At 42.4% G+C, this 25884-nt stretch carries 26 protein-coding genes and 2 tRNA genes; 22 read left to right on the top strand and 6 right to left on the bottom strand.

Annotated features, from left to right (window positions below):
• The first annotated feature begins 42 nt into the window (after positions 1–42).
• From ygiD to HUU58_02475, 10 genes are all read left to right on the top strand, one after another.
• The gene (ygiD, locus tag HUU58_02520; protein NUN44528.1) at positions 43–936 is read left to right on the top strand and encodes a 4,5-DOPA dioxygenase extradiol; all 894 of its coding nucleotides are present in this window, start codon (positions 43–45) and stop codon (positions 934–936) included.
• A 97-nt stretch (positions 937–1033) separates the two neighbouring features.
• Positions 1034–1894, top strand: coding sequence for a methylated-DNA--[protein]-cysteine S-methyltransferase (locus tag HUU58_02515; protein NUN44527.1), 861 nt, complete (start codon positions 1034–1036; stop codon positions 1892–1894).
• Positions 1895–2171: 277 nt separating this feature from the next.
• The gene (locus tag HUU58_02510; protein NUN44526.1) at positions 2172–2465 is read left to right on the top strand and encodes a hypothetical protein; all 294 of its coding nucleotides are present in this window, start codon (positions 2172–2174) and stop codon (positions 2463–2465) included.
• Positions 2466–2486: 21 nt separating this feature from the next.
• Entirely contained in the window at positions 2487–2876 is a 390-nt protein-coding gene (locus HUU58_02505; protein ID NUN44525.1) for a hypothetical protein, read from the top strand.
• A 270-nt stretch (positions 2877–3146) separates the two neighbouring features.
• Positions 3147–3791: a hypothetical protein gene (locus tag HUU58_02500; protein ID NUN44524.1), complete on the top strand. Its 645-nt coding sequence runs from the start codon at positions 3147–3149 to the stop codon at positions 3789–3791.
• A gap of 70 nt (positions 3792–3861) precedes the next feature.
• On the top strand, positions 3862–4362 hold the full coding sequence (locus HUU58_02495; protein ID NUN44523.1) for a hypothetical protein: 501 nt from the start codon (positions 3862–3864) through the stop codon (positions 4360–4362).
• A 129-nt stretch (positions 4363–4491) separates the two neighbouring features.
• Positions 4492–5892, top strand: coding sequence for a HAMP domain-containing histidine kinase (locus tag HUU58_02490; protein NUN44522.1), 1401 nt, complete (start codon positions 4492–4494; stop codon positions 5890–5892).
• A gap of 3 nt (positions 5893–5895) precedes the next feature.
• Complete coding sequence (locus HUU58_02485; protein ID NUN44521.1) at positions 5896–7272, top strand: sigma-54-dependent Fis family transcriptional regulator; 1377 nt, start codon at positions 5896–5898, stop codon at positions 7270–7272.
• Positions 7269–8201, top strand: coding sequence for a hypothetical protein (locus tag HUU58_02480; GenBank protein ID NUN44520.1), 933 nt, complete (start codon positions 7269–7271; stop codon positions 8199–8201). Before HUU58_02485 ends, HUU58_02480 begins: the two co-directional genes overlap by 4 nt.
• Positions 8198–9223, top strand: coding sequence for a hypothetical protein (locus HUU58_02475; GenBank protein ID NUN44519.1), 1026 nt, complete (start codon positions 8198–8200; stop codon positions 9221–9223). The genes HUU58_02480 and HUU58_02475 overlap by 4 nt, the downstream gene beginning before the upstream one ends.
• 31 nt (positions 9224–9254) lie before the next feature.
• On the opposite strand, the gene ytxJ is transcribed toward HUU58_02475, so the two are convergent.
• Entirely contained in the window at positions 9255–9596 is a 342-nt protein-coding gene (gene ytxJ, locus HUU58_02470) for a bacillithiol system redox-active protein YtxJ (protein ID NUN44518.1), read from the bottom strand.
• 93 nt (positions 9597–9689) lie between these two features.
• Here ytxJ and HUU58_02465 point away from each other — a divergent pair.
• Positions 9690–9761 (top strand) — tRNA-Glu (locus tag HUU58_02465).
• Positions 9762–9802: 41 nt separating this feature from the next.
• On the opposite strand, the gene HUU58_02460 is transcribed toward HUU58_02465, so the two are convergent.
• Together HUU58_02460 and HUU58_02455 are read right to left on the bottom strand one after the other, a co-directional pair.
• On the bottom strand, positions 9803–11125 hold the full coding sequence (locus HUU58_02460; protein ID NUN44517.1) for a DEAD/DEAH box helicase: 1323 nt from the start codon (positions 11123–11125) through the stop codon (positions 9803–9805).
• A gap of 294 nt (positions 11126–11419) precedes the next feature.
• Positions 11420–12364, bottom strand: a complete 945-nt coding sequence (locus tag HUU58_02455) for a class I SAM-dependent methyltransferase (GenBank protein NUN44516.1) — start codon at positions 12362–12364, stop codon at positions 11420–11422.
• Between the two features lie 152 nt (positions 12365–12516).
• On the opposite strand from HUU58_02455, the gene HUU58_02450 reads away from it, so the two are divergent.
• The 8 genes from HUU58_02450 to HUU58_02415 all read left to right on the top strand — a co-directional run bounded on the left by HUU58_02450 (position 12517) and on the right by HUU58_02415 (position 20363).
• The gene (locus HUU58_02450; GenBank protein NUN44515.1) at positions 12517–13560 is read left to right on the top strand and encodes a hypothetical protein; all 1044 of its coding nucleotides are present in this window, start codon (positions 12517–12519) and stop codon (positions 13558–13560) included.
• Positions 13561–13587: 27 nt separating this feature from the next.
• Positions 13588–13965, top strand: coding sequence for a hypothetical protein (locus tag HUU58_02445; protein NUN44514.1), 378 nt, complete (start codon positions 13588–13590; stop codon positions 13963–13965).
• A gap of 125 nt (positions 13966–14090) precedes the next feature.
• Positions 14091–16025, top strand: coding sequence for a protein translocase subunit SecD (gene secD / locus HUU58_02440; protein ID NUN44513.1), 1935 nt, complete (start codon positions 14091–14093; stop codon positions 16023–16025).
• A gap of 29 nt (positions 16026–16054) precedes the next feature.
• Positions 16055–16945, top strand: coding sequence for a protein translocase subunit SecF (gene secF, locus HUU58_02435; GenBank protein ID NUN44512.1), 891 nt, complete (start codon positions 16055–16057; stop codon positions 16943–16945).
• A 66-nt stretch (positions 16946–17011) separates the two neighbouring features.
• Positions 17012–17350 carry an STAS domain-containing protein gene (locus tag HUU58_02430; GenBank protein ID NUN44511.1) on the top strand — a complete coding sequence of 113 codons (339 nt, stop codon included), beginning with the start codon at positions 17012–17014 and terminating at the stop codon, positions 17348–17350.
• A gap of 79 nt (positions 17351–17429) precedes the next feature.
• Positions 17430–18704 carry an adenylosuccinate synthase gene (locus tag HUU58_02425; protein NUN44510.1) on the top strand — a complete coding sequence of 425 codons (1275 nt, stop codon included), beginning with the start codon at positions 17430–17432 and terminating at the stop codon, positions 18702–18704.
• A 19-nt stretch (positions 18705–18723) separates the two neighbouring features.
• A complete protein-coding gene (gene gatB / locus HUU58_02420) occupies positions 18724–20178 on the top strand; it encodes an Asp-tRNA(Asn)/Glu-tRNA(Gln) amidotransferase subunit GatB (protein NUN44509.1) in 1455 nt (484 codons plus the stop codon).
• A 93-nt stretch (positions 20179–20271) separates the two neighbouring features.
• Positions 20272–20363, top strand: a tRNA-Ser gene (locus HUU58_02415).
• 142 nt (positions 20364–20505) lie between these two features.
• Here HUU58_02415 and queC read toward each other — a convergent pair.
• Genes queC through HUU58_02400 form a run of 3 tightly spaced genes read right to left on the bottom strand, consistent with a single transcriptional unit; the run spans position 20506 to position 22321 of the window.
• Complete coding sequence (queC, locus tag HUU58_02410) at positions 20506–21210, bottom strand: 7-cyano-7-deazaguanine synthase QueC (protein ID NUN44508.1); 705 nt, start codon at positions 21208–21210, stop codon at positions 20506–20508.
• Positions 21207–21641 carry a 6-carboxytetrahydropterin synthase gene (locus tag HUU58_02405; GenBank protein NUN44507.1) on the bottom strand — a complete coding sequence of 145 codons (435 nt, stop codon included), beginning with the start codon at positions 21639–21641 and terminating at the stop codon, positions 21207–21209. Before HUU58_02405 ends, queC begins: the two co-directional genes overlap by 4 nt.
• On the bottom strand, positions 21641–22321 hold the full coding sequence (locus tag HUU58_02400) for a radical SAM protein (GenBank protein ID NUN44506.1): 681 nt from the start codon (positions 22319–22321) through the stop codon (positions 21641–21643). The genes HUU58_02405 and HUU58_02400 overlap by 1 nt, the downstream gene beginning before the upstream one ends.
• A gap of 110 nt (positions 22322–22431) precedes the next feature.
• On the opposite strand from HUU58_02400, the gene HUU58_02395 reads away from it, so the two are divergent.
• The 3 genes from HUU58_02395 to miaB are packed head-to-tail and all read left to right on the top strand — an operon-like array spanning position 22432 to position 25881.
• Positions 22432–23868, top strand: coding sequence for a hypothetical protein (locus HUU58_02395; GenBank protein NUN44505.1), 1437 nt, complete (start codon positions 22432–22434; stop codon positions 23866–23868).
• Positions 23865–24419, top strand: coding sequence for a hypothetical protein (locus HUU58_02390; protein NUN44504.1), 555 nt, complete (start codon positions 23865–23867; stop codon positions 24417–24419). Before HUU58_02395 ends, HUU58_02390 begins: the two co-directional genes overlap by 4 nt.
• A 4-nt stretch (positions 24420–24423) precedes the next feature.
• A complete protein-coding gene (gene miaB, locus HUU58_02385) occupies positions 24424–25881 on the top strand; it encodes a tRNA (N6-isopentenyl adenosine(37)-C2)-methylthiotransferase MiaB (protein ID NUN44503.1) in 1458 nt (485 codons plus the stop codon).
• Positions 25882–25884 lie beyond the last annotated feature (3 nt).

The following is a 25884-nucleotide window of genomic DNA, read 5'->3' as shown; positions in this document are numbered from 1 at the left end:
AATCATGTGTAAAATAGATAAGTAATTCTTATAGTTTTGCTAATGAATCGAAAACAATTTATTCACACGATGGCATTAATGCCATTAGCCGGAGTTAATATGCGACTGCGTGAATTTTCATCCATCACAAAATCTTTGCCCAATACTGAGAGCATGCCGATTTTGTTTCTCGGTCATGGCAGCCCCATGAATGCGATAGACGAAAATGAGTTTGTCCGAGGATGGCGTCGAATAGGAGAACTATTACCAAAGCCTAAGGCAATTTTGTGCATTTCAGCCCATTGGGAAACGCGGGGAACCTATGTGACGGCCATGGACAAACCCAAAACGATTCACGACTTCGGTGGATTTCCAAAATCGTTGTATGAAGTAGAATATCCCGCACCCGGTAGTCCGGATTTAGCCTTAGAAACACAATCCATCATAACCAAAACCAAAGTCGGCTTGGATCATGGACAATGGGGATTGGATCATGGATGCTGGAGCGTGGTCAAACATTTATATCCGAATGCTGACATACCGATCATACAAATGAGCCTTGACCATTATCAACACGCTGAATACCACTACGAATTAGCTAAAGAACTCCACGTTTTAAGGCAGAAAGGCATTTTGATCGTGGGGAGCGGAAATATGGTACATAATCTGCGTATGGTTGCTTGGGATAAACTCAATGATACGGCTTATGGTTATGATTGGGCCATCGAAGCGAATGAAACCATGAAGCAAAAAATCCTTACAAACGATCATAGTGCTCTCATACACTACGATAAAATGGGGCGTGCTTTTGATATGGCCATACCGACGCCGGATCATTTTTTGCCTCTACTGTATATTCTGGCGTTACAGAAACCGGATGAAAAAATAAGTTTTTTTAATGACAAACCGGTTGCCGGGTCTTTGACGATGACGTCGGTTTTGATTCACAATGAATAATGATTTCAGAATGACTTACTTTGACCCAAAAATAGCAAGAATCGGGTTTTGCGGCGAGTTTTGAGATAGTATCTTTATCCTAAAAAAGGAGATGGATATGGAAGTTCAAGAACAGATAAATTACAAAAGAATAGCTGAAGCGATCGAATATATCAGGGTTAATTTCAAAGAACAACCTGATTTGGATGACGTGGCTAAAAAAGTACATGTAAGCCCGTTTCATTTTCAACGTTTGTTTACGGCATGGGCCGGGGTAAGTCCCAAAAAGTTTTTACAGTTTACAACGATAGATTATGCAAAAAGTATTTTGAAAGATGGTAAAATTAGTTTGATGGATGCCGCTATGGAAAGCGGATTATCGGGAACAAGCCGCTTGCATGACCTTTTTGTTAATATCGAAGGTATGACGCCCGGAGAATATAAAAATGGAGGAGAAAATCTCGAAATAAACTATAGCTTTTCAGAAAGTCCTTTTGGTGACATACTTTCAGCCTCTACGTCCAAAGGCCTGTGTTACATGATGTTCTCCGATGACCCCAAATCAGCGTTATCGCAATTAGTGTCACATTTTCCTAATGCCACATATCATCACAAGAAGGATTCGTTTCATAAAAACGCGCTGAATATTTTTAATGCAACAGCGCCTGAAAATCATTCGATCAATTTACATTTAAAAGGAAGCGAGTTTCAGCTCAAAGTATGGGAAGCGTTGTTAAAAATTCCCTTCGGAAAGTTGACTACATATAATACCATTGCTAAAGAAATTCGTAAGCCGAAAGCTTCGCGTGCCGTGGGTACAGCGATTGGCAGTAATCCCGTTGCATATTTGATACCATGCCACAGAGTGATTCAGTCTTCAGGAAACTTTGGCGGCTATATGTGGGGTACAACCCGTAAAACGGCGATCATCGGATGGGAAGCCGCTAAGATATCTGCGCAACATGAAAGTGTTTTGTAATTTGTAAATTAAATATCCCAACCTGACTCTTTTCAAATCATATCAAATCCCTATTTCTTATCAAATATCCGCTATAGTATCGGTTTTCTGATAACCGAGAACTGAAAATCGAGTAAAAACAAAACTCGCCATATTGTTTTTTATTGATTTACTCGACTTCATTTTTGTCCCTCATTGGCACTAAGTTTGTAGCTTTATTATTCAACATTTCGTCATACTAATCTATTTAACTTCGATGCTGATCAAGTTAAACATATTAACAACCTTATTTCTCTTAATGGCGTGTTCGGAAGGCGCGAATATTGGCACATCCGAAAACGATAAAGCGTTGTTCGGTTCCGACGAAAAGATATCGGGCGTCGGCTACATAAAGTATGTGACCGTTGAAGGTGGTTATTTCGAACTGATAACCAGTGATAACAAAATTTTTGATGTGCATGATTTACCGGATGAATATAAAAAAGACGGTATCGTGGTAAAATTTACAGGCCATATCAATAAAGAATCTGTATGCATTCATGCAGCGGCGCCAATTCTATCGTTAAAAAAGGTTGAGCGTTTAGAGTATTAACTTATTGTGAAAGAATAAGTGGTGTATCATAAAACGTTAACAATACTATTTGTGCTTACAATTTCGGTATTCGGCTGTGACTCCAAAAAGGAACCGGGAATAGATGGCTCACAATGGCAAACAGTAAGCGTCATACTGTCAAAAGAGGAGCGAGTATATTTTGAAAACGGGACTTATCATTATTGGTTAAAAGAGCAACCTTCGGATTGTTACGAGTATACATACTATCCGTACTCAGAGACGGAAAGATTGAAGGGAAAAATATGCGCACCTATAAAAATGCCGGGTGACATTTGTCTCGGTTCCTTTGAAGTGAGTAATGATACGCTGTATGTTCGTTTCGGTGAAGTGGTTACAGCTATGAGACAAGTAGAATTTGATAATGACCAACTTTTAATCTGTGGTGAATAAGAAAGTGATGTGTTCGTTTTGCGTAGAGTGACAAAAATATTCGGTCTTTTGTTCATTTCGTTGAATTTGATTTCATGTTATGACGCATCAGAAAAAAAAATGAGCCGCGAAGAATTAAATGATATTGTCGAGACACAAGGTCGTGCAATGCTAAGCAATAGTTTGGTACAATTAAATAACGCTTCTTACCTTGCTCAAAGGGAGATAGCTGATTTACCGGGTTTGTTCATATTATCTCCTTGGGGTTTTCGCTTTGAAGGGGAATCATCTATGAAAGATTCATTGCGGTATAATCGTCAAACTCAATATTGGTCTGTTCGTTTTGAAAAATCCAATCGAAGCTATGAATTACAATACCGATATGAATCGCCCGATCAGGAAGGCAATCCGACATCCAAGAGCAATGTCATGTATTTTGAGTTTAATTATAAAAATAATCACCCCATCGGTTCCGGTACAAAGGCTTATGACGTGGAGGGGACAGTCAAATATACAATAAAAGGTATCAAAAATTATTCAGATCCGGGCACGGTTGGCGAACTGTATTATAGCGGATCAACAATAAGTCACTTTCAATATCAATTTTCCCCGGATACGGTTGTCAAATTTACCTATCGCGATATTGTTCAAAACGTCGTGCTGAGCGAACAGAGCTGCGTGCCTAACAGCGGATACTTTGAATGTACTATGACGCAAGATGCGATGCCTGGAGCTTTTACCATAGAACCTGAAATAGAAAGAGTGTTTTATCAGTCAAAACTTAAAGACGTTCCTAATCAGACGTTCAAAGATTATGAATTCAGAGGCAAAACATTGTTTACCAAAGAAGGCATCCACATTTTGACGGACGGAGAAGATTTTGAAATATCAATGCCTTGCGATTCGATTCAAAATTTGATTGAGACAAGCAATTAATATCGTGATCTAAATTATTATAAGTATGTACAGTTATCTCAAATTATTATTTAGAAAGGAGAGTGATTTCATGCAAATAACGCGGGCAGGTATCCTCTCAATACTTTTTATTGCAGTCGTATCTTGCAGTGAAAAGGATTCAGGACTCTTTTATGAAACGTCATTTGAATCAAAAAATGACCTCAAAGCATGGAAAAACGTCAACGAAAGTCAACGTATCAATAAAGCGGCGCCTGGTGCGGGCGAATACAGTATGGCCGTGGGGGCCGGATGTATTCAACCTGCAGCAGTTTTTGAAAAACAGGTTGTCGCTTCGGGTTTCTATCGTTTACGAATGTGGGCACGTATGGAAGAAAATAGTGCCAGCAACGCTTTATTTTCGCTTACGGCGTCGGATTCAGAAAATCCAAGTCGGATTGATTTGTCCGTCGAAAGCGGTGAGTGGAAACTGTATGAGTCTGAAGAATTTGAAATGCGGGACGGTGAAAATTTGAAATTGGAAGTATTTTGCGGTGGTATAGCTTTTAGCCAAGTAAATATAGACGGCCTGCAAATTTTGCAGGTGCGGTAATGAAGAGCACTCGCCCGGGAATTTTATAAACCCTCTCCCTCCTCATAACCCGGGCGGGTGTATTTTTAAAACAAGTGTGCGGCTGTTGCAATTAATACGCAAAAGGAGCAACTTTAAGTAAAAAAGCTTATGACATTCCGATGGACGATGCGTACTCGGATCGGGGTTCTTTTCAGCGTAATCACGATGATTCTCATCATCGTGCTTTCGCGTTTTAGTTACGTAGCAGTCAGAGAAGTTTATCTGGATCAATTAAGCCGTCAGGTGCGTATGTCCGCCAAAGCGATCGCAACGGATATGGATATGGGAAATTTAAAATTTGTCCAACCCCATTCGGAAAACTCTGTAGCCACACAATTTTACAAGCGATATCTAAAGAAGAAAAAAGAAGGGCACGAACTGGCAAGCGCTTTTATTTTTGATGCGACATTGCGAATTGTGATGACGAGTGATGATGAATCCGACTATATCCATCCGGATCCTACATTACTGCTCAGTCAATCTGAAATTGAACGATTAACTCCGGGCGAAACTTCGACGACTTTACCCTTTTTGGGTAATGACAACGAATGGTATATGTGGGGGTTTTGCAGAATCGATGATGAATATTGGGCCGGTGTACGTGCAAAGGCCGATCAATTGATGTACATTGAAAACTTGTCCTTTGTGTTTTGGTTCATAAGCGGAACGGCTTTAGTATTTACTTTGTTTGGAAGTTTTTGGCTGGCTAAAACGATTACTAAGCCGATCGATCAAATGGTGCGGTTCAGCCGTTCGTTGGGACGCGGGGAATGGGATACGGAAGCGCCTAAACATGTCAAAGGCGAATTGGCTTCGTTGGCCACAGCTATGGAGCAAATGCGCACGGATATACAAGGCCGTCACAAAGAAAAAGAGGAACTGTTGGCGCAAATCGCGCATGAAATAAGAAATCCGTTGGGGGGTATTGAACTGATGGCCGGCTTGGTTTACGAGGATATGCCGCCTGAGTCGCAACAAAGCGCGTATATCCGGCAAATAAGAAAGGAAGTTTCAGGCCTTAAAAATCTTGTTCACCAATATTTAGAATTCGGCCGCCCGGCACAAGCTATAGGCCAACTTATAGACATCAGGTCGTTGTGTGCCGAAGTGGAGCAATTACTTTTGAACGAAATAAAAAACAAAAAAATTAAAATTAATTACAACTTAAGTGTACCTGAGATTTATTTTGACCCTCAGCATTTTCGCCAGATTATGCTCAATCTGTTTTCAAATGCTATTGATGCGCTTGAAATGTATGGAAAAATCGAAGTGGTATCCGAAATGCACGACTCTTATATTCATTTATCAATTCGTGATAACGGTAAGGGGATTGATCAAAAATGGCTACCTCAGGTTTTTGAACCTTTTTTTACGCGAAGCGGACATGGTAACGGATTAGGACTTGCGATATGTAAGAAGCTTTGTGCCGTCAACGGCGCCACGATACATATCGAAAGCCGTCTTGAAGCGGGTTGCTCCGTGACTATGCGACTTAAACAAACGATTTGACGTATGATGGAATCCATGAAAATAATGATAGTTGAAGATAACGCTTCCATGCGCATGGGATTGGTTGAAAGTTTACGCCGCGAAGGGTTTGAAGTCCATGCCTTTTCCGATGGGGAGAGTGCGTTAAAATTTTTTAAACAAAAGCCGTTACCTTTGGTCATCACGGATTTGAAAATGGATGGCATGTCGGGCATGGACGTCTTAGAACAGGTAAAAACGATTCAACCGCAAACTGCCGTTATGGTTGTTTCAGCCTTTGGTACGGTCGATACGGCTGTACATGCCATGCGAAAAGGCGCTGCCGATTTTCTCACAAAACCGTTTTCACCGGAAGAATTACGTTTTCGCGTCGGCAGGCTTGTTGAAAAAATACGACAGGAAATTATTTTAACACGTCTCAAAGAAGAAAACGAATTATTACAGGGCGAACTGTTGCGCTCCTACGGCGCGATGATAGGAACATCACAAGGTATAAAAAAAATATTCAATTTGATTGACCGTGTGGCATTAGAAGACAGCACGATACTTATCGAAGGCGAAAGCGGAACCGGTAAAGAGCTTGTAGCGCGCGCTATACATCAAAAAAGTAATCGTCACGATAAACCGTTTGTCAAAGTGAATTGCGGAGCGTTATCCGAGAATCTTCTTGAAAGCGAGCTTTTTGGGCATGAAAAAGGCGCCTTTACCGGAGCTATCAAACGAAAAAAAGGTCGTTTTGAATTAGCTGACGGGGGAACCCTGTTTCTTGACGAAATCGGAGACATTTCGCAGGCCATGCAGGTACGTTTACTTCGAGTTATGCAGGAAAGAGAATTTGAACGTGTTGGCGGCGAAGATACGATTGCCGTAAATGTACGTATTATTGCAGCTACTCATCGCTCGCTGTCTAAAATGGTGCAAGAAGAAAAATTTCGTGAAGATCTTTTTTATAGATTACGGGTCATTCCCATTTCGTTGCCGCCGCTACGTGAACGGCAGGAAGATATACCACTGCTCGTGCATCATTTTCTCAATCAATACGCCGGAACCCGCGGTCAAAGTTCAAAACAGATATCGGACGAAGCGATGGAAACTTTGAAAAAGCATACTTGGCCCGGAAATATTCGCGAATTGCAGAATCTGATTGAACGCTTGTGTGTCATATCTGAAAACGAAATAATAGATGATGCCATGATTAATCAACATATCACAGGCCCTTCTAAATCGCTCATGTCGGGTTTTGAGAATCTACCGTTGGAACAGGCATTAGAAGCGTTCGAAAAAGGTATAATTATGGCTGCCTTGAAAAAAAGTAATAATATCAAAAATCAGGCTGCAAAATTATTAGGCATTCCTACGAGCAGCCTTTATTATAAAATGGAAAAGTTCCAACTCTTATGAATTGGTTTATTTTTATTACGATTGGGGTGATCGGCATAGGTCCCCTCCATGCACAAAACATGGAAGAAAAAGAGTTGTTTTACGGGCAAACTATTTTTGCATGGCGTGCATCGGCTCATGCTGCAGACAGTCTCAATCAGCGCATGAAAGAAAACGCAGATGAAATTATCCAACAAAAAAAGTCCAATCAACCCAATAAAGAGCGTATAGCTCGATCGCTTGCTAAAGGGTTAACCTTGTCAGAACAAATTAAAGCCAATCAACGACGGATGGAGGATTATCATAAACGAATCGAAACGTTACGTATTCAACTCAACAGCGAATACGACTATATCATTGATTCGCTCCGCATTCAACAAAAACGCCAAAGCACTTCTTCTATCGAAAAACAATTACGATATTGGACGGAAAAAAAACTACTCATTACGCCTCCGATGAACAATCTATCGTATGATCCGGTAACATTATTAAAAATAGATTTGTACAAGATTACGGATCCTTTTGAAAAAGAAGTTCGCAAAGAATACCTGCAAGCGGCTATTATCGAAGTGGATAAATATGTAGATCAGATTCGTACGCAACGAAAAGTATATGAATCCCTGGTGTCTCTGAGAAAACGTACGACGGATTTTATACAAGATGCGTATGATGCGGGAACTTGGACGGGTTTTTCTCGTAATGGTACTTCGCTTATAAAAAACGACGGTGTGAATAACGGAATTGATATCAATCCGCAAAATGTGCAAGCAAGAACGGTGATTTCAGTAATGCGTCAGATCGGAAATCCTTCGAATATTGTCCGTAATTATGAAAAAGTTTTGAGCATGTCCGAGTTCATGTCGGAATCGGATTATATTCAGTTACTCAAAGAAGCCGATAAACAGTTGGTTGCTTACCGTGATTTGCTTACGGACAAACTCAACCCATGAAAGCCAAAACACTTCTGTTGGCCCGAATAAACTTCATAGGCATCTATTTTGTATGTTTTCAAACGACACTATACGCCGGTACTTTTGATTGGCGTATTGGCGGCGAGACCGGTCCTGTTATATCAAATCGAACGTCAACCAGCCGACAATTTTTAATGGCGGCAGCGGGTTCTGGGCGCTATCAATTCGTATTCGGAGAACATCAGCTTACGTTTCAAGGACGTGGACGTTACGAAGATTATAATACGTCATACGAACGTCATGCATGGACTTCGCATGCCAGCACAGAATACGTTTATGCGAGCGGCGCATGGGTGTGGTCGTTAAATACTAATTGGCGCACTCAACAGTATGGACTTTCAGGACCGGATGTGCGTGCGACTTTGTATAATCTTCAATCCCGTGGCGAATATTATTTCGGACAAAGGATGGGCGCGTTTGCAGAATTGCGATTTGAACGTAATATCTCCAAAGTGGAACATGAAAATCGCTTTGCGTCCCGCGCCGGCGTTATTGGATTAGTATGGTCCAGCGCAGAATATTTGAAAGTTTTCACCGGTTTCCTTACGGAACGTTTTTTTGCTTCCACGACGGATCCATTGACTTATCCGAGTAAAAACAATGGTTGGCGCAATGGTATGGAAACAGGGCTGGACTACTCGGGTACATGGATTATTAATGGGCGCTATATCGCATCATGGCGTGTATCCAAATATACCCTCAATTATTCATTAGAGCAGGAAGCCCATATTGTTATTGGCAAACATATCAATGAACGTTGGGGTTTATATTTTTTAGCCGATTACGTTAGACGTGATATACCCCGAGAGAATAAAATCACTAGAAATTTGTTATATACCAATTCTGTTCAGGATAATCGCGCGCACATCAAACTTTCATATGAAACAGCCGCCAATCAACGACTATTCATACGAGCCGCTTATTCGCAAACGGAATTTACCCAAAAAGTAGAACCTTTCCGCTACAAAACCATCGTTTTGGGTTATGAAGTTAACCTATGAACGGATACGGCAACTCTTATTTCCACGTGTGTTAGAATAGCGAGAGAACGATTTTTTTAATCGCGTCGCTGGTGATGCTGTGATGCGATTTATGCCATAGGACTTCTTTGTTTTGAATGACAAAAATCTGCGGGCTTTGATGGGTGATAGCAAATAAATCGGCAACGCGGTTAGAAATCGTACGATGCGTCTGAACGACAATCATGCCGCAACGATCATTCCATCCCGGATATTCCGACAAAAAAATTTCAACTTGTTCCAACGCGTACGCACTAGTCCCGCAACTGTTGCTGTGTTTGAAGAGAAGCACCGTAGTATTCAACGATTTCTCTAGCAAAGCATCTAACATTTCCGGTGATTGAATCTCTGTCATAATTTTAATCTATTTTTTATTAAAAATAATTACGCATAAATGATAAACCTGCTTGACAAACGCGGGATCGGGTGTATATATTCCGCAGTTCATGGCGCGTTCGTCTAACGGTTAGGACGTAGCCCTCTCAAGGCTGTAATACGGGTTCGATTCCCGTACGCGCTACACAAAAACTCCCTTCATTTTGAAGGGAGTTTTTATTTTATCTAATCTTCTCTCTTTTTAAAAGTATTCTTAAACCAACTGCGATGATCTTTGGGTTTACCGGTTTGGTGTTGCGTTTTTTGTTTAGTTCTCCGATCCGATGAACCCGTTTTTTGTTGTGGGCGCCCGTGTTGTTTAGCCTGATGCGGTTTTGTACCATGATCATGTAAGGTGTTAGCCGCGGCTTTTGCGGGAGTCACAGCGGCCGGCATATCCATAACCGGGATAGTTTTCCCGATTAATTTCTGTATATCTTTCAAATAGGCGCGTTCCTCCGGATCACAAAAAGAAATAGCTGTACCACTCATACCGGCTCGTCCCGTGCGACCGATTCGGTGAACATAGGTTTCAGGTATATTAGGGATTTCATAATTTATCACATGGGATAAATTATCCACATCAATGCCGCGCGCAGCGATATCTGTAGCTACCAGAACGCGGGTTTTAGCATTTTTAAAATTTCCTAAAGCACGTTGACGGGCGTTTTGGGATTTATTGCCGTGAATGGCTTCCGCAGTAACACCGGCTTTGAGCAAATCCCGCGTTACTTTATCAGCTCCGTGTTTGGTTCGTGTAAAAATCAGGGCTGAAATAATTTCAGGGTTTCGCAAAACATGAATAAGTAAGTTTTTTTTATCGGGCTTATTGACAAAATAAACTGTTTGTTCGATTTTTTCAGCCGTGGATGATACCGGCGTGACGGAGACTTGTTCGGGATGCGATAAAATTGAATGTGCTAACTTTTGGATTTCAGCAGGCATCGTGGCTGAAAAAAGGAGCGTTTGACGTTTGGAGGGTAACTTACCGACAATCTTTTTCACATCATGTATAAAGCCCATGTCCAACATACGGTCCGCTTCATCTAATACAAAAATCTTAAGTTGTTGAAGGTGAACGAACCCTTGCTGCATCAGATCCAGTAATCGACCCGGGGTGGCGATAAGGATATCGACGCCGGCTTTCAATGCCTGAGTTTGAGCATGTTGCGATACACCGCCAAAAATCACGGCATGTCGCAATCCCGTATGACGACCATACGCCGTAAAACTTTCACCGATTTGAATTGCCAGTTCACGCGTCGGAGTTAAAATAAGCGCGTGGGTTTTACGCGGGATATGAACCGATGACGACTGAAACAGGAGTTGCAATATCGGAATCGCGAATGCCGCTGTTTTTCCTGTACCCGTTTGTGCACAGCCGAGCAAATCTTTGTGGTTCAAAATCAGAGGAATAGCTTGTTCCTGAATAGGGGTTGGTTTGGTATAACCCTCCGATTTGAGTGCTTGTAAAATAGGTTCGATGACATGAAGTTGCTTGAAAGCCATACATCATTCTTTCTTAAAAAGTGCTTTACGGACGAGATCCTAAAGCGATAAAAAATACCAACGAAATATACGGCGTGAAAAACTCGGACGCACGAATATCCCGTTAAAAATTAAATTCGATTATGATGCGGAAGTAAGAGGCCGAGACCCGAACTTTGAGCCACTTTTGAAGCGATCACAAATCCGGTAGCGGAATTGAAGGCGGAAAAGAAACTCATGATCATAGATCGTAGTGGGGCAGTATAACTTAATATATAGTCCCACGCAAGAGTTATTAATAAATTCGAAAAACGATTATGAAACCGTTATGGTGTTTGTATTATTCATTGCAAGCATGATACAGTACGCGCTCTCTGCTGTATTAAATGGTGAGCCTGCGTAGTTACCCAAAAAACCATATTTTTCAAACCCTGCTTCTTTTACGAAGAACTCCATTTCGTTGCGCGTGAGCGGGCGAATGGGTGTTGAAATGGTTCGTAAGAACCATTCAAATTTATTTTTTTCGAGTTTGACTACATTATGTACCAATAATTCGCCGTGAAAATCGTTTTCGATAAAAAACAGCAGAGATTGTTTATTGCTGCACCGATCCATCACAGGCATGAAGCGTTCTTTTCGGCGCCAGATTTTATCATAGTTCCATGTTTCTACGACAAGAATACCGTTGGGTGAAAGCAGATTGCGCGCCTGCGCCATAAACCCTAGAAGGCTTTCGTCATCCAGAACCAAAGGCAATGCGTCGCGCGAACATAAAACAAGATCAAACTTGGTATCATCGCCGATGGTGTGCGGAGCGAGAAATAACTCACTTTGATAAAACTGGGTTTTAGAGGGGCAACGCTTACGCGCAAGATCAAGCATTTTGGAGCTTACGTCAACACCGGCTAGATTTTTGATGCCCAGTTTGGATAATGCCGCAAGCGTTTGACCGGAACGGCAAGATAAATCGCAAGCCGACCGAATACCGTATTTTTTGATCAACATTTGAAAAAAAGGAGATTGAATTTGGTGGATTACCTTTTCTGAATAAATCAGATCATAATACTCAGCCAGTTCTTCGCCGTATTCAAGCTCGGACAAAAGGTTTTCGATCTGCGGCACATTAATACTGACGGGAAAAGTCTTTTTGACGTTACGACTAACTGTTGTTCTAATCAGCGGTTGTTTTTTAGAGCGTGAGTTGTTTTTAGGGGAAGCACGTTTTGTTTTTTTTGTCTTTGTCGGTCGTTTAACGGCCATATTTAACCTTTAAAATGATAGCGTGGTATTCAAAAAATAGAACGTGAGTAATTGAGATTCTACGCTTGATTCTCAAGTTTGAACGGGCTAATTTAGTGCCCTTTTTAGACAATTACCACGACAAAATCGTAAACCATTGTGGAAAAAAATATATGCGAAGCCTGTTTATTCCCATTCTCTTTTCAACGCTGATAGCTTGTAGTGGCTCTGGAAGTAATCCTAAACCGACAGAACAACCCAAAACATTTTCTATCGGCGACGGTAAAATCGTCAATTCCGTACAATTCTCACCGGATGGCAAGTTTCTGATTTGTGGGGGAGAAAATAAGCATACAAAAATTATAGAATTTGCAACCGGAAATGTAATATGGGTATCGGATATGATGCCGGATGCCGTTTTAGTAAACGGGTTTTCGCCGGATGGGAACCGATTTTTTATTACAACAAGTGACAATACGCAATCCACCGGAAGCATCGGAATGTATTCCTTCGCGGACCGTCATCGTCAGTGGTTTATTGACAAACAAACTAATGATATTCAGCTTGCCAAATATTCACCGGATGGTAGAGAATTAATTGTCGGTAATTTTTTTAATATCCTTTTTTTGGATGCGGAAACAGGAAAACAAACTAAATTTTTTTCAGGCCACCCCATCGAAGTTCCGTCACCGTACGGGCATTATGATGCGGTTACAGATATAGTCTTTACATCGGACCCCAATGTATTTGTATCGGTAAGCTGGGATAAAAAAATTTTAATTTGGGATATGAAAGCGGGGCATGATGTTCGTACCTACGCTGAAGGTGATCCTATCAATGCGATGTTACTTTTTCCGGAAGGGAATCGGATTCTCACAGGCAGTGTGGACGCTATTTCAGTTTGGAATCGAGCAAACGACGCGCACGAACAAACGGTAGTTTATGATGGTGAAATAAAAAAAATGTGTTGGCTTGAGGGCGGAAACTATTTTGTGACCGGTGACGGGGATGGGGATCTGACATTGTGGAGAACCAAGGGATTGGAAAGACTAAAAGATATTCGTAAAGCGCAAGAGCGTGGAATATGGTCTATGGCAGCCTCTCCGGATGGTAAAGCCGTTGTTACAGGCGGCGGCACCGGTATTATCACTTGGTGGCCGTTGGAATATTTAATTCAGTATAATGCAGGAAACGCAGATTCTATAAAAATAAAATAAAGAGCTTTGCCAAAAAAAGGGGACGATATGAAAGTTAATAATTTTTTGTCTTTTTGGGTTGTTAGTACATGTACGATATTGATTTTCTCCGGTTGCGACGACAAACCTAATTTTCCACTTAATGGTACGGAGTGGTACGGAGAATTTGACGGTTATGTTAATTATTTAGACTTTGATAAAGTAGTGTATGTTGATGCCGTCAAAGCGGATGGCGATACATGTTTCGATATTCAGTTTTATCAATATACCGTTGATGGTGATGACTTTATTATCGATGGCTACATTACGATAAACTGGGAAGTTGTAAAGGATACATTGACATTAACTGACGATGTGACATCGTATAAATTCATACGAACAGCAATTGATGATTCGTCATTAGCGGCGCAAGGTTGTACGGATTAGATGAGGTACATTCCTTCATTTTGAATAAACTTGACATTATGAATACGGCCATCTATATTAGGCGCGTTTTTTTCAAAACTGCTGATAATTAAATACTTAATAGATTTATCGGAGGATCTGAACGAATGATTAAGAGTAAAAATGTCAGAGCGGTGATCATTGTGGTCTGTGCAGCCTTATCGCTGTTCGCGCTTTGGCCTTCATTCAAATTTTATAATTTGTCTGATGCACAGAAAAAAGAAATGCTCAAAACGCCCGAAGGCACGAAAGAGCTTAATGAACTGCAGTCCAAATCTATCAATTTAGGTCTTGACCTCAAAGGCGGTATACATCTTGTGATGGAAACGGATGTGGTAACGCTCTATGAGAGTATAGCCAAAACCAAGGATGCCGAGTTTACACGGGTTTTTGAAAAAGCGGCTGAAGAATACCGTAAAAATCCGGATGCCGTTTTTTCCAATGTTCTACGTGCTCATTTTGAAGAAGCAAAATTGTCTATGCCGGCCTATTGGGGTGAACGCTTCAAGGACAATGCGGACGTAGTTAAGTTTATGGATGAGCAATCCAAAGATGCCGTGGACCGAGCACAGCAGATCATTCGTAATCGTGTTGATCAATTCGGTGTGAGCGAACCCACCATTCAAAAGCAAGGCGACCATCGTATAATCGTGGAATTACCGGGCGTCGAAGATCCGGCTCAAGCTAAAAATCTGATACAGCAAACGGCGTTGCTTGAATTTAAACTGGTCAAAGATCCGCAGGATTTGGGTACAGCGTTGGAACGCTTGGATGTGTATTTTGCAAAAGTAGATACGGTTAGCGGCAAAATCAGCGCCGGTGCCATTTCGGCCGATACGTCGAAAAAATCATCGGATGGCGGTACAGGGTTGTCGGCGGAACTTCAAAAGTCTTCTTCCGATTCCTCACAAAAAGATTCTTCCGCACTCGCTAATCTAGATAAACCATTAACGAAACTTTTGGTTTCGTCTCAATATGATGTATTGGTTCCCGAAAATAATTTTGAATACGTTAAGTCCATGCTCTATTATCAGGTCGGCGAACGTGTCAAAATGAAGCCGGGCGTACAACAGGTGATCGGTGAATCCAATGATATCATCTTCAGCTCAAAACCTATTTTTGAAGGCCACCACGCGTTGTATTTGGTGAAAAAACAACCCGAATTATCGGGCGCCGTGATCACCGAAGCGAAACAGGATATTTATCAGGGCATGGATCCGGGATTGGCCGGACGCCCGATCGTTACGCTTAAAATGACACCCGAAGGCAGTAAACGGTGGGCGATCGTTACCGGTGCTAATGTCGGCAAACGCATTGCCGTTGTTCTTGATAACAAAGTTCAATCCGCTCCGAATATTCAGGAAAAAATTTCAGGCGGTAACACGCAAATCACAGGCATGGAAAACCTCATCGAAGCCAAGAGCCTTGCTATTGCGCTGCGTGCCGGTTCACTGCCCGCGCCGGTTCACGTGATGGAAGAGCGTACGATCGGTCCTTCGTTGGGTGCGGATTCGATTGACAGCGGAAAAATGGCATTTTGGATAGGCTTCGTGGTTATCGCTTTAGCGATGGTGGCTTATTACCGTATGTCCGGCGCTGTGGCGGATATGGCATTAGTAATCAACGTTCTATTACTTTTCGGAGTTCTCACTGGTTTCGGTTTTACACTTACCCTGCCTGGTATTGCGGGTATCGTACTTACGATGGGTATGGCGGTTGATGCCAACGTGCTAATTTATGAACGTATTCGTGAAGAAATTCGCCTCGGAAAAACAGTGCGTGCAGCGATCGAAACCGGTTTTGCAAAAGCTTTTGTTACGATCGTAGATGCCAATCTTACAACATTTGGTACAGGTATCGTGTTGTTCCAATTTGGTACCGGTCCGATCAAAGGTTTTGCTTTGACGCTGATGATCGGTATCGTCACTACGATCTTCACCGGTGTGTTTGTGTCGCGCTTTATTATGGATCTCATCTACGATCGTTCTACGATTGAACGTCAGATGAGTATCGGTATTTCCTATACCAAAACCAGCGCATAAAATAACGAAATTTTCGAGGAGTACAGATAATGGAATTGTTTGTAAATAAAAATTACCCGCTTGTCGATACGCGTCGCAATGCGTACATTTTTTCGGGTATACTCATTTTAATCAGCTTATTGTTATTCTTTTTCCGGGGACTTAATTACGGCGTTGACTTTGTCGGCGGTACGTCCATCGAAGTTAAGTTTAATTCCAAAGTGGAATTGGAAAAAGTTCGCAGCATTGTTTCTTCGAAGTATAGCTCTGACCGTATTCAGGACTTCGGAAATGGAAATGAAGTGTTAATACACGTTTTGGAACAAAATAACGAAGTAGCGCCGACCGTTTTAAAGCTGATGAACGATAACTTTCCCGGCAATTCGGTTGAACTACGTTCGGTGAGTCAGGTTGGTCCCAAGATCGGCGATGAACTTAAAGTTTCCGCCATCTGGGCTTCGATTTGGGGACTTCTATTCATTGTTGTCTACCTTGCGATTCGTTTTCATTGGAAATGGGGCATGGCTGCCGTGGCGGCTTTGTTCCATGATGTGATCATCACCATCGGTTTATTTTGCGCGTTGCAACTTGAGTTTTCGCTGGGTGCCGTTGCCGCTTTGCTGACCATCATTGGTTACTCCGTAAATGATACCATAGTCGTATTTGATCGTATTCGTGAGAATACACGCCTTATCAAACGTGGTACGACCTTTGGAGAAGTCATCAATAAAAGCATTAATGAAACTCTGAGCCGTACGGTGATGACATCGACATTAACCTTGTTGTCGGTTATTGTATTGCTGATGATCGGCGGTGAGGTTATTCGCACATTTGCATGGGCTCTGTTGACCGGTATTGTCGTTGGAACGTATTCATCCATTTACGTGGCGAGTCCGATCCTGATCGAATGGAATGCCGGAGAAGATATTAAAGTCAAGTAATAATCTGCGCTTGATCGTGATGCTTTTTTGGTTTATGTTACGCCAGTCAATTTAGAGGTTACCGCTATGGATTACAATATTGCAGAGAATAACGGCGTTGTCGTATTGGAATTAAAAGGCAACATCATGGGCGGCCCGGATGCAACGCAGCTTAATGATGAAATTCATACCCGCATAAAGCAGGGAAAAAAGAATTTTGTCGTTAATATGCAATCCGTTGATCTTATCAATAGCTCAGGCTTGGGTATTTTGATCAGCAATCTGACTACGGTAAAAAATAACGGCGGTGATTTACGCTTGACCAATCTGTCTCCGAAAATCAAACAGATATTTCAAATAACAAAATTGGCGACCGTATTTAAGCAATACGATTCTGTGGATGACGGGGTTAAAAGTTTTGTCTAAAAATTAAATTATTTTTAAACATAATAACCCAAGATCTGCAATAGGTTTTGGGTTATTTTTTGTCTGATCGGAAAAAAATATGTCTGTTCGAATTGTTATCGGTGCCCAATGGGGCGATGAAGGTAAAGGGAAAATTGTTGATTTATTAGCCAGTCAGGCACACGTCGTAGCGCGTTATCAAGGCGGCGCTAATGCGGGACATACTATCGTCCACGGAAATAAAAAATACGTTTTGCATCTGATACCCTCAGGTATTTTACACGAAGGTGTTATGTGTATTCTCGGCAACGGTGTAGTGATAGATCCTATCGCGCTTTTTGACGAGATAAAAATGCTGTCTGATATGGGGATCACGATGCACGATCGTTTGATGATCAGTCCGCATGCGCATATTATTTTGCCGTACCATAAACTCATTGACCAAGCTAAAGAGAAGTACCTCGGTGAAAATCAGGTCGGTACGACTAAGCGAGGTATAGGACCGGCGTACGTGGATAAAATTGATCGCAGCGGTATTCGTGCTATTGATTTGATTCATCCGGACACGTTGGAGCGGAAACTTTCCAAGGCTATTACGGAAAAAAATAAAATCATTAAAGCATTTGGCTCTGAAGAATTACCGATCGAACCGACGATCAAACAATTTAAAGAAATCGGCCAGCAGCTCAAGCCGCTGATCGGTGATAGTGTCAAATATCTTTTTGAGGCCAATCAAACCGGAAAAGAGATTTTACTCGAAGGCGCCCAAGGTACCTTGCTAGATATTGATCACGGGACATATCCATTTGTGACCTCATCCAATGCCAGCGCAGGAGGTGCTTGTACGGGATTAGGAATAGGTCCTTCCTATATCAATCACGTTATGGGTGTAGTCAAAGCTTATAATACGCGTGTCGGTAACGGGCCTTTTCCAACGGAATTTGATGAAGTTTTTGGTCAAAAGGTGCGTGAACTCGGCGGAGAATTTGGCGCTACAACCGGCAGACCGCGTCGTTGCGGGTGGTTGGATTTGGTGCAACTCAAATATGCTATGATGGTCAACGGCATTGACGAATTAGCCATTACCAAATTGGACGTGCTGGACACCTTGGACGAGCTGAAAATATGTGTCGGCTATAAGGTGGATGGTAAGCGCATTGATCATTATGTGACGGATGCCGGTGAGTTGGAACGCGTAGAGCCTGTGTATGAAACCGTTTCAGGATGGAAGTCCGACACATCCGGCGTTAAAAATTATGTTGAGTTGCCGCAAAAAGCACAAGCGTATCTCAAATTTATCGAAGACTATCTTGGCCATGCGCGTATCAAGATCGTCTCTATCGGTCAGGAACGCGAAAAAACTTTTATGATGTAAGAGGAATAGTATGTCCGATATACAATATGAACCGGTAATGGGTCTGGAAGTTCACGCTCAACTTATTACCCAATCCAAAGCGTTTTGTACCTGCAGCACCAAATACGGTGCGATGCCCAATACGCAAACTTGTCCGGTTTGCCTGGCATTGCCCGGTGCGTTACCGGTGCTCAATAAAAAAGCGGTAGATTTTGCCATTCGTATGGGATTGGCTACGCATTGCGTTATCGCCGAAGAAAGCATTTTTGCTCGAAAAAATTATTTTTACCCGGATCTGACTAAAGGTTATCAAATATCCCAATTTGACAAACCTCTATGTGAAAACGGATGGGTGGATATCGAAGTCGGCGAAGCCGTAAAGCGTATTCGCATAAAACGCATACATATGGAAGAAGATGCGGGCAAATCTATCCACGACGATGCCCTCACCGGCGGCGAAAAAACCTTTGTTGATCTTAACCGCTGCGGTACGCCCTTGATAGAAATTGTAACGGAAGCAGACTTTCGGACTCCGGCTGAGGTTGTCGCATATCTGACCAAAATTCGCCAGACTGTACAGTATTTGGAAATTTGTGATGGAAATATGGAAGAGGGCAGCTTGCGGTGTGATGTCAATATATCGATGCGTCCCGTAGGTCAGGAAAAATTTGGCACCAAAACAGAAATTAAAAACATGAATTCATTCAAAGCGGTAGAACGCGCTTTGAATTACGAAATGGCCCGTCAAACAGATATTCTGCAAAATGGCGGTAGTGTCAGCCAACAGACGTTGTTGTGGGACGACAATCAAGGTGTGTCACGCGCATTGCGGTCCAAAGAAGAAGCGCATGACTATCGTTATTTTCCCGAGCCGGATCTGGTACCTTTACGTGTTACTAAAGCCTGGGTGGATGAAATCGCCGGTAGTTTGTCCGAGTTACCCGGAGCGCGTCGGGATCGGTTTGTTCAACAATACGGCATTCCTAAGTATGATGCCGACGTTTTGACGCTCAGTAAATCATTAGCCAATTATTTTGAAGAAACGCTAAAACACGTAAGCGACGGCAAGTTGGCCAGTAATTTTATTATGGGCGAGGTCATGGCTTTGTTGAAGGAGCGCAAACAGGATGCCGATGCCTTTATCATTTCACCGGCCAATCTTGGGAAATTACTTCGTATGGTATCCGATAATACGATCAGCGGAAAAATAGCGAAGATAGTATTTGAAGAAATGGCGAAGGATGGTGCGGATGCCGAAGCTATCGTGAAAACAAAGGGTTTGCTCCAAATCACGGACCGCGGAGAGATTGAAAAAATTATTGATCGTATGTTTGAATTGAATCAAAAACAATTGCAGGAATATCTTGGCGGAAAAGAAGCCGTGTTTGGTCATTTTGTCGGGCAAGTGATGAAGCTGTCGCAAGGAAGGACCAATCCGGCCATGACGAATGAAATTTTGAAGCAAAAACTCGCTGAAAAAAAGCAAAATCAATAAATTCCTTGCATTATTGAGCGTGCTTGTCTATTTTTCGCGCGCATAAAAATATTTTCATATTAAGCGTTTGTTTAATATGAGGCCAAGAGCCACGGAGAGGTGCAGGAGTGGTTTAACTGTCACGCCTGGAAAGCGTGTGTACCCCCAAAAGGGTACCGTGAGTTCGAATCTCACCCTCTCCGCCAACAAAAAAGCCGATTTTAAGTCGGCTTTTTTGTTTTGGTAGCTCTATTGGAACGTATAAAACTCTAAAGTGCCTCGCAACAAACTCCCTCAATTAAATTAATACGAGACTGATACTACGAAAATCGAATGCAAACAGATCAACTAATCATATTTTGGTCTTACCCGATATAAGATCGGATCTTCAATGCCCGCAGATTGAAATCCCCGTAAGCGTAATGCACAACTGTCGCAAACCCCACACGCCTCATCTTCCGATTGGTAGCACGACCATGTAAGCGATAGCGGGGCATTCAGATGCAGTCCCTCGCGGACAATTTCCGACTTTTGCAAATGAATGATTGGGGTGATGATTTCAATTCCCGAACCCGGTTTGGTGCCCAACCGAATCATTTGATTGTATGCTTCAAAAAAATCCGATCGGCAATCAGGGTAACCGCTGGAATCTTCCTGTACGGCGCCTATATAAATTTTTTCGGCTTTGATCGTCTCGGCCCAACTTACGGCCATGGCTAAAATATTGGCATTGCGAAAAGGCACATAAGAACTGGGGATGTTTTTATTATGAAGGTCAGCCGATGAGACAGGAATCGAATTATCGGTCAGACTGGAACCGCCAATTTGCTTTAGGTGCTCGATATTAACGATCAAGCGTCGAGAGGGTAGAACACTATAATAATTGCAAATATCGTTAAAAGAGCGCAGTTCGCGTTTTTCTGTACGCTGACCATAGTTGACATGCAACATTGCAAGCGCGTGAGTTTGTGACGCAATAGCCGTCGTGACACAACTGTCCAGTCCGCCACTTGCGAGGACGACGGCCAATGTAGAATGGGTATCCGTTGTCATCGTTTCAGGGATCGGGTTATTTCGGCGTACGACGAACGCGTTTCGCAAATTCTAATTTTCATGGAATGAACATGAGGATATTTTATTATTTCTTTTTCGATGGCGTCCGCAAAATAATAACACAAATTCTCAGCGGTCGTATAAAAATCAACGATAGTCATTTTGAATTTTGAGTTGTTCAGAAACGCAAGAACTGCCGTATCGTCACTGCTGCATATAAAACCATGGTCGAGCGTGTCAATCATCGGTTTCACAATTCGTTTAATTTCTGCATAGTCAAGCAACATACCGTTTTCCTGAGGTTGTCCTTCGATTTCGACCCATAGAATATAAGAGTGGCCGTGAATATTCTGACAACCGCCCGTATGATAAGGCAGGCGATGGGCCATTTCCCAGTGAAATTCTTTTGCGATTTTGACGGTTTGTGTCATTATACACCACGCGTTTCCGGTGACCATATCACCTTGTGTAACTGTATCTGAAAACGAATATTAGGCGCTATCGTTTGAAGTTTATCTTCCAGCATCCAGTTGACCATAGAAACCGGTTCGATAGTGCCAAATACCGGCGAAAAAAGTATAGAATTAATTTGTTTTGTATGCGGATATTGAGCAATCAATGCCTTCGCCCATTCGTAATCATTACGATCGCCGATAACAAATTTTAATTCATCCGTCGGTAATAGTTTGTTCAGGTTAGGGTAATAATTTTTTTCCTGCATACCGGAAGAGGGGCACTTCATATCAACGATTTTCAGTACACGGGGATCGATTTTTTCAACATTAAGACTGCCACCGGTTTCGATCAATACCTCAAATCCCATATCGCAGAGCCGCATCATCAAATCGTAAACACGTTCTTGCAAAAGAGGCTCGCCGCCGGTCACTTCAACGGTTTTACAGTTATATGATTGAATTGTCTGAATGGCGTCTTCAACGGTCATATCCCGCCCGCTATAAAATGCGTATTCCGTATCACAGTATGTGCAGCGCAGGTTACAGTACGTCAAACGCACAAATACACACGGCTTACCGGCGTGCGTAGATTCGCCCTGGATGCTGTAGAAAATTTCGTTGACCTTAAGTGTGTCGCGAAGTATAGTGTTTTGCATGGCGGCGCAATATATCAAAAGAGGCTATACTGCGCAAGGCGAAAGGTATTTTTATGGGTTGAATTTATGCATCAAGTGCCATACATTCTCGCCATTCAAACGAACACATTATGTTACAAACTGATATCGAAAAAGCTATCAAACTGCTGGAAAGCAAGGTTAGTGCATTCAAAGGTGATTTTACACTCGCGGATGCCTCGGCCGTTTCCGGATTGTCCGTAGATGAAGCCAAGTCGGCATTAGATGCCATGATGGCAAAATACGATTGCCGGCTGCGGCTCACGGAAAACGGCGATCTGATATATGGGTTCGGCGCCTCCTTGCGTCGTCGCGGCGCTAAGACATGGAAAGATTATGTTGCGGCCATCGGCCAAATTTTTTGGAAAATTTTTACATGGTTCTATAAGGCTTGGATCGCGATCACGTTGGTCGTTTATTTCGGTATCTTTTTAGTTCTATTGATCGCCATGGTCGTTGCCGCCGTTGCTGCCAGCAAAGACAGTAAACGATCGCCGGTCAATTTGGGTAAGATCTTTGATGTGTTTTTTTCCATTTTCCGTTGGCGTACTATCACCGGTGATATCGGATACAAAGTGGATAATCGCGGATACCGTTACAAAAACTATACACCCCGCCCGTCACCGCTCAACGAAAACAAAAAAAGCTTCATGGCCTCCGTGTATGATTTTGTATTCGGTCCGGAACGCGTTCAAATAGATCCGTTAGCCAACGCCCGTGAAGTGGCGGCGTATCTACGGCGTGAAAAAGGGATCATAACACCGGCCGAACTTATTGCATTAGCCGGTTGGACGAGGGAGAAAGCGGAATCGTTTTTATCCGATTGTATTGTGCGATTCCAAGGCGAAATTTTGTTTACCGACAACGGAGTTATCTACGGACGCTTTGATCAGATCACACGAAAAAAAGAAAGTGCGCAGGATGGCGCAATTGAATATTACTGGGATGAATATGAACCTGATTATGAACTGACGGGCAATACGACCGGACGCAATGCGCTTATCAGTTTCATGAATATTTTTAATTTGGCTTTTTCCGTGCTTATTCTAAAAACGTATTACCGGCCTCTCGAGGATATGCCATGGATGAATGAATCCCCATGGATCGGCGTGTTTTTAGGATGGGTTCCCTTTGTTTTTTCACTGATATTCTTTATTATACCGTTGTTTCGTTCGTTTGCTATAATTAAACAAAAACGAAACCGACGGGCGATGAATGTACGGAAACGAATTATGCGGTATTTGTTTTCGATACCGTCGGCCTCAGCAACCGTGGATGAAGTTGTAACTTATATCAACGGTAAATCCAAAGGGGAAGAAGTTCTCAAAAAACACGATGTCCAGGAGGCTTTGGATAGCATGTTGAGAGATTTTAACGGTGAAACTACATTGAATAATAACGGGGATGTACGCTATACGTTTCCACAAATCGAACAGGAATTAAAAGAATCTGAACTTCTGCGAAAAAATCGTTCCATAGACAATGATTTAGGCGCAGTAATTGTAGATACACAAAATACACAATCATGAAAAAGAAAAAGAAAACTCAACCCGCAGTTTCCAAACGCGTTAAATCGGAAAATAAAAAAACTGATAAAGCACGTTCCGTTGCGCTCAAAACAAAAAAAGCCAAATCAGAAGATGAACATAAATTTAATTTGTCGCCGGTAGATGTGGAACGCATTGCCAAAAGTTTGGGAGTGGAGAAACAGGATTTTGGCGATCATTACAGAATGTATCTTGAAAATCAGGCCGAGGGGCGAAAACTTACATTGGAAATATATCCGGAGATCCCGATTGGCCGTCGTAAGGGGACGCTTATCACTGTATATACACCCAACGCGCATCTGCAACTTCATTTTTGCAGCGGTTATGTCGTCAGCGAACTATTGAATGAAGTAACTTTTGTTGGCGTACAGAATGGAAAACTTTCCGGTCTTACGATAGAAAAAGGGGCAGCCTGCTCATTATATGCCAATGTGGATACGGAAATGCTGTCCGGTGATCTTACCACTCTGGGGCCGGAAGTCATGCTCTCTGGAATTGCACTCAGCCTTACGGACTCTCTGATCAATGAGTAATCCCATGTCCGATACAGCCTTTGAAGAGATTCATACACCTGAATCCATTGCCGATGTACGTTCGCGCCTCCAAGGCAGCCGTAAACGTTTATATTTAGAAACCTACGGTTGTCAGATGAATGTGTATGATTCGGAGTTGGTCGCCAGCATTATGCGCGATATGGATTATGATCTAGTGGATGATTATGAAACGGCCGATGCGATTTTTATGAATACATGTGCTATTCGTGAGAATGCCGAGCAGCGCGTGTGGGGTCAGTTAACGCGATTTAAAAAACTCAAAGAAGAGAAACCTCATCTCATCATTGGTGTTTTGGGTTGTATGGCAAAACATCTTGAAGAAGAAATCCACGCCAAACGCCCGTACGTCAATGTCGTTTTAGGACCGGATTCGTATCGTAAAATTCCGGAGTTAATAGAAAAAAAACAAGCTTCGCAAAATCTTGTACAGATACGCTTGCCAGCCCAACACGCTGAGGACTTCAGTTTATCCGAATATCGTGATTTTCAATTAAAACCTCTTCAAATGGATACGCGTTTGTCGCGCACGGAGGTGTATGATCAGGTTGAACCATTGCGACTTGGTAAAATCACGGCGTGGATAGCGATCATGCGGGGATGTGATAATTTTTGCACATTTTGTGTGGTTCCTTATACGCGGGGCCGGGAGCGCAGTCGTTCCGTTGAAAGTATAGTCGAAGAAGTACACAAAGCTGTAGCGCAGGGTTATACAGAAATTGGGTTATTGGGCCAAAATGTCAATTCATACCGTGATCCGGAACAAAAGGATTTTGCTGAGTTGATGAATCGCGTCAGTGAAGTGCCTGGAGTGCGTAGGATTCGGTTTACTTCTCCGCATCCAAAGGATTTCCCTGAACATCTTCTGCACATCATCGCACAACGCGATAATATTTGCAAACAGCTTCATATTCCTGTGCAATCGGGTTCCAATCGTATTTTGGAACTTATGAACCGTACATATACACGCGAAGAATATCTTAAACTTATTGATACAGTGCGTCGCATAATTCCGGATGTGTCCATTTCAACCGATATTATCACCGGATTTCCATCGGAAACTGAACGTGATCATTTGGATACCGTGGAACTGTTTCGTACGGTACAATTTGACTCGGCATTTATGTTTAAATATTCGGCGCGTATCGGCACTAAAGCGTATACTATGCCCGATGATGTAACAGAAGCGGAGAAGTCGCGACGCTTGCAACAGATAATTGAAGTGCAAAAGGAAAACGGTTTAAAATCTTTGCACCGTGAGATCGGTAAAGAACGCGAAGTATTAATCGAAGAAGTTAGCCGCAAATCGGATAATTATTATTGCGCGCGTACTGACAAAGGGCAGATTATCATTATTCCTAAGTCCGATAAAACCATCGGTGAGTATGCTCGTATTCGTATCGCACGTGCCGACGGCCACACGCTTTTCGGCGAATATATCTAATCA

Source organism: bacterium (genome assembly GCA_013360215.1).
Taxonomy (GTDB): domain Bacteria; phylum CLD3; class CLD3; order SB21; family SB21; genus JABWCP01.
The sequence above is the reverse complement of the archived record's forward strand: the minus strand, read 5'-3'. Positions and strand labels throughout refer to the sequence as shown.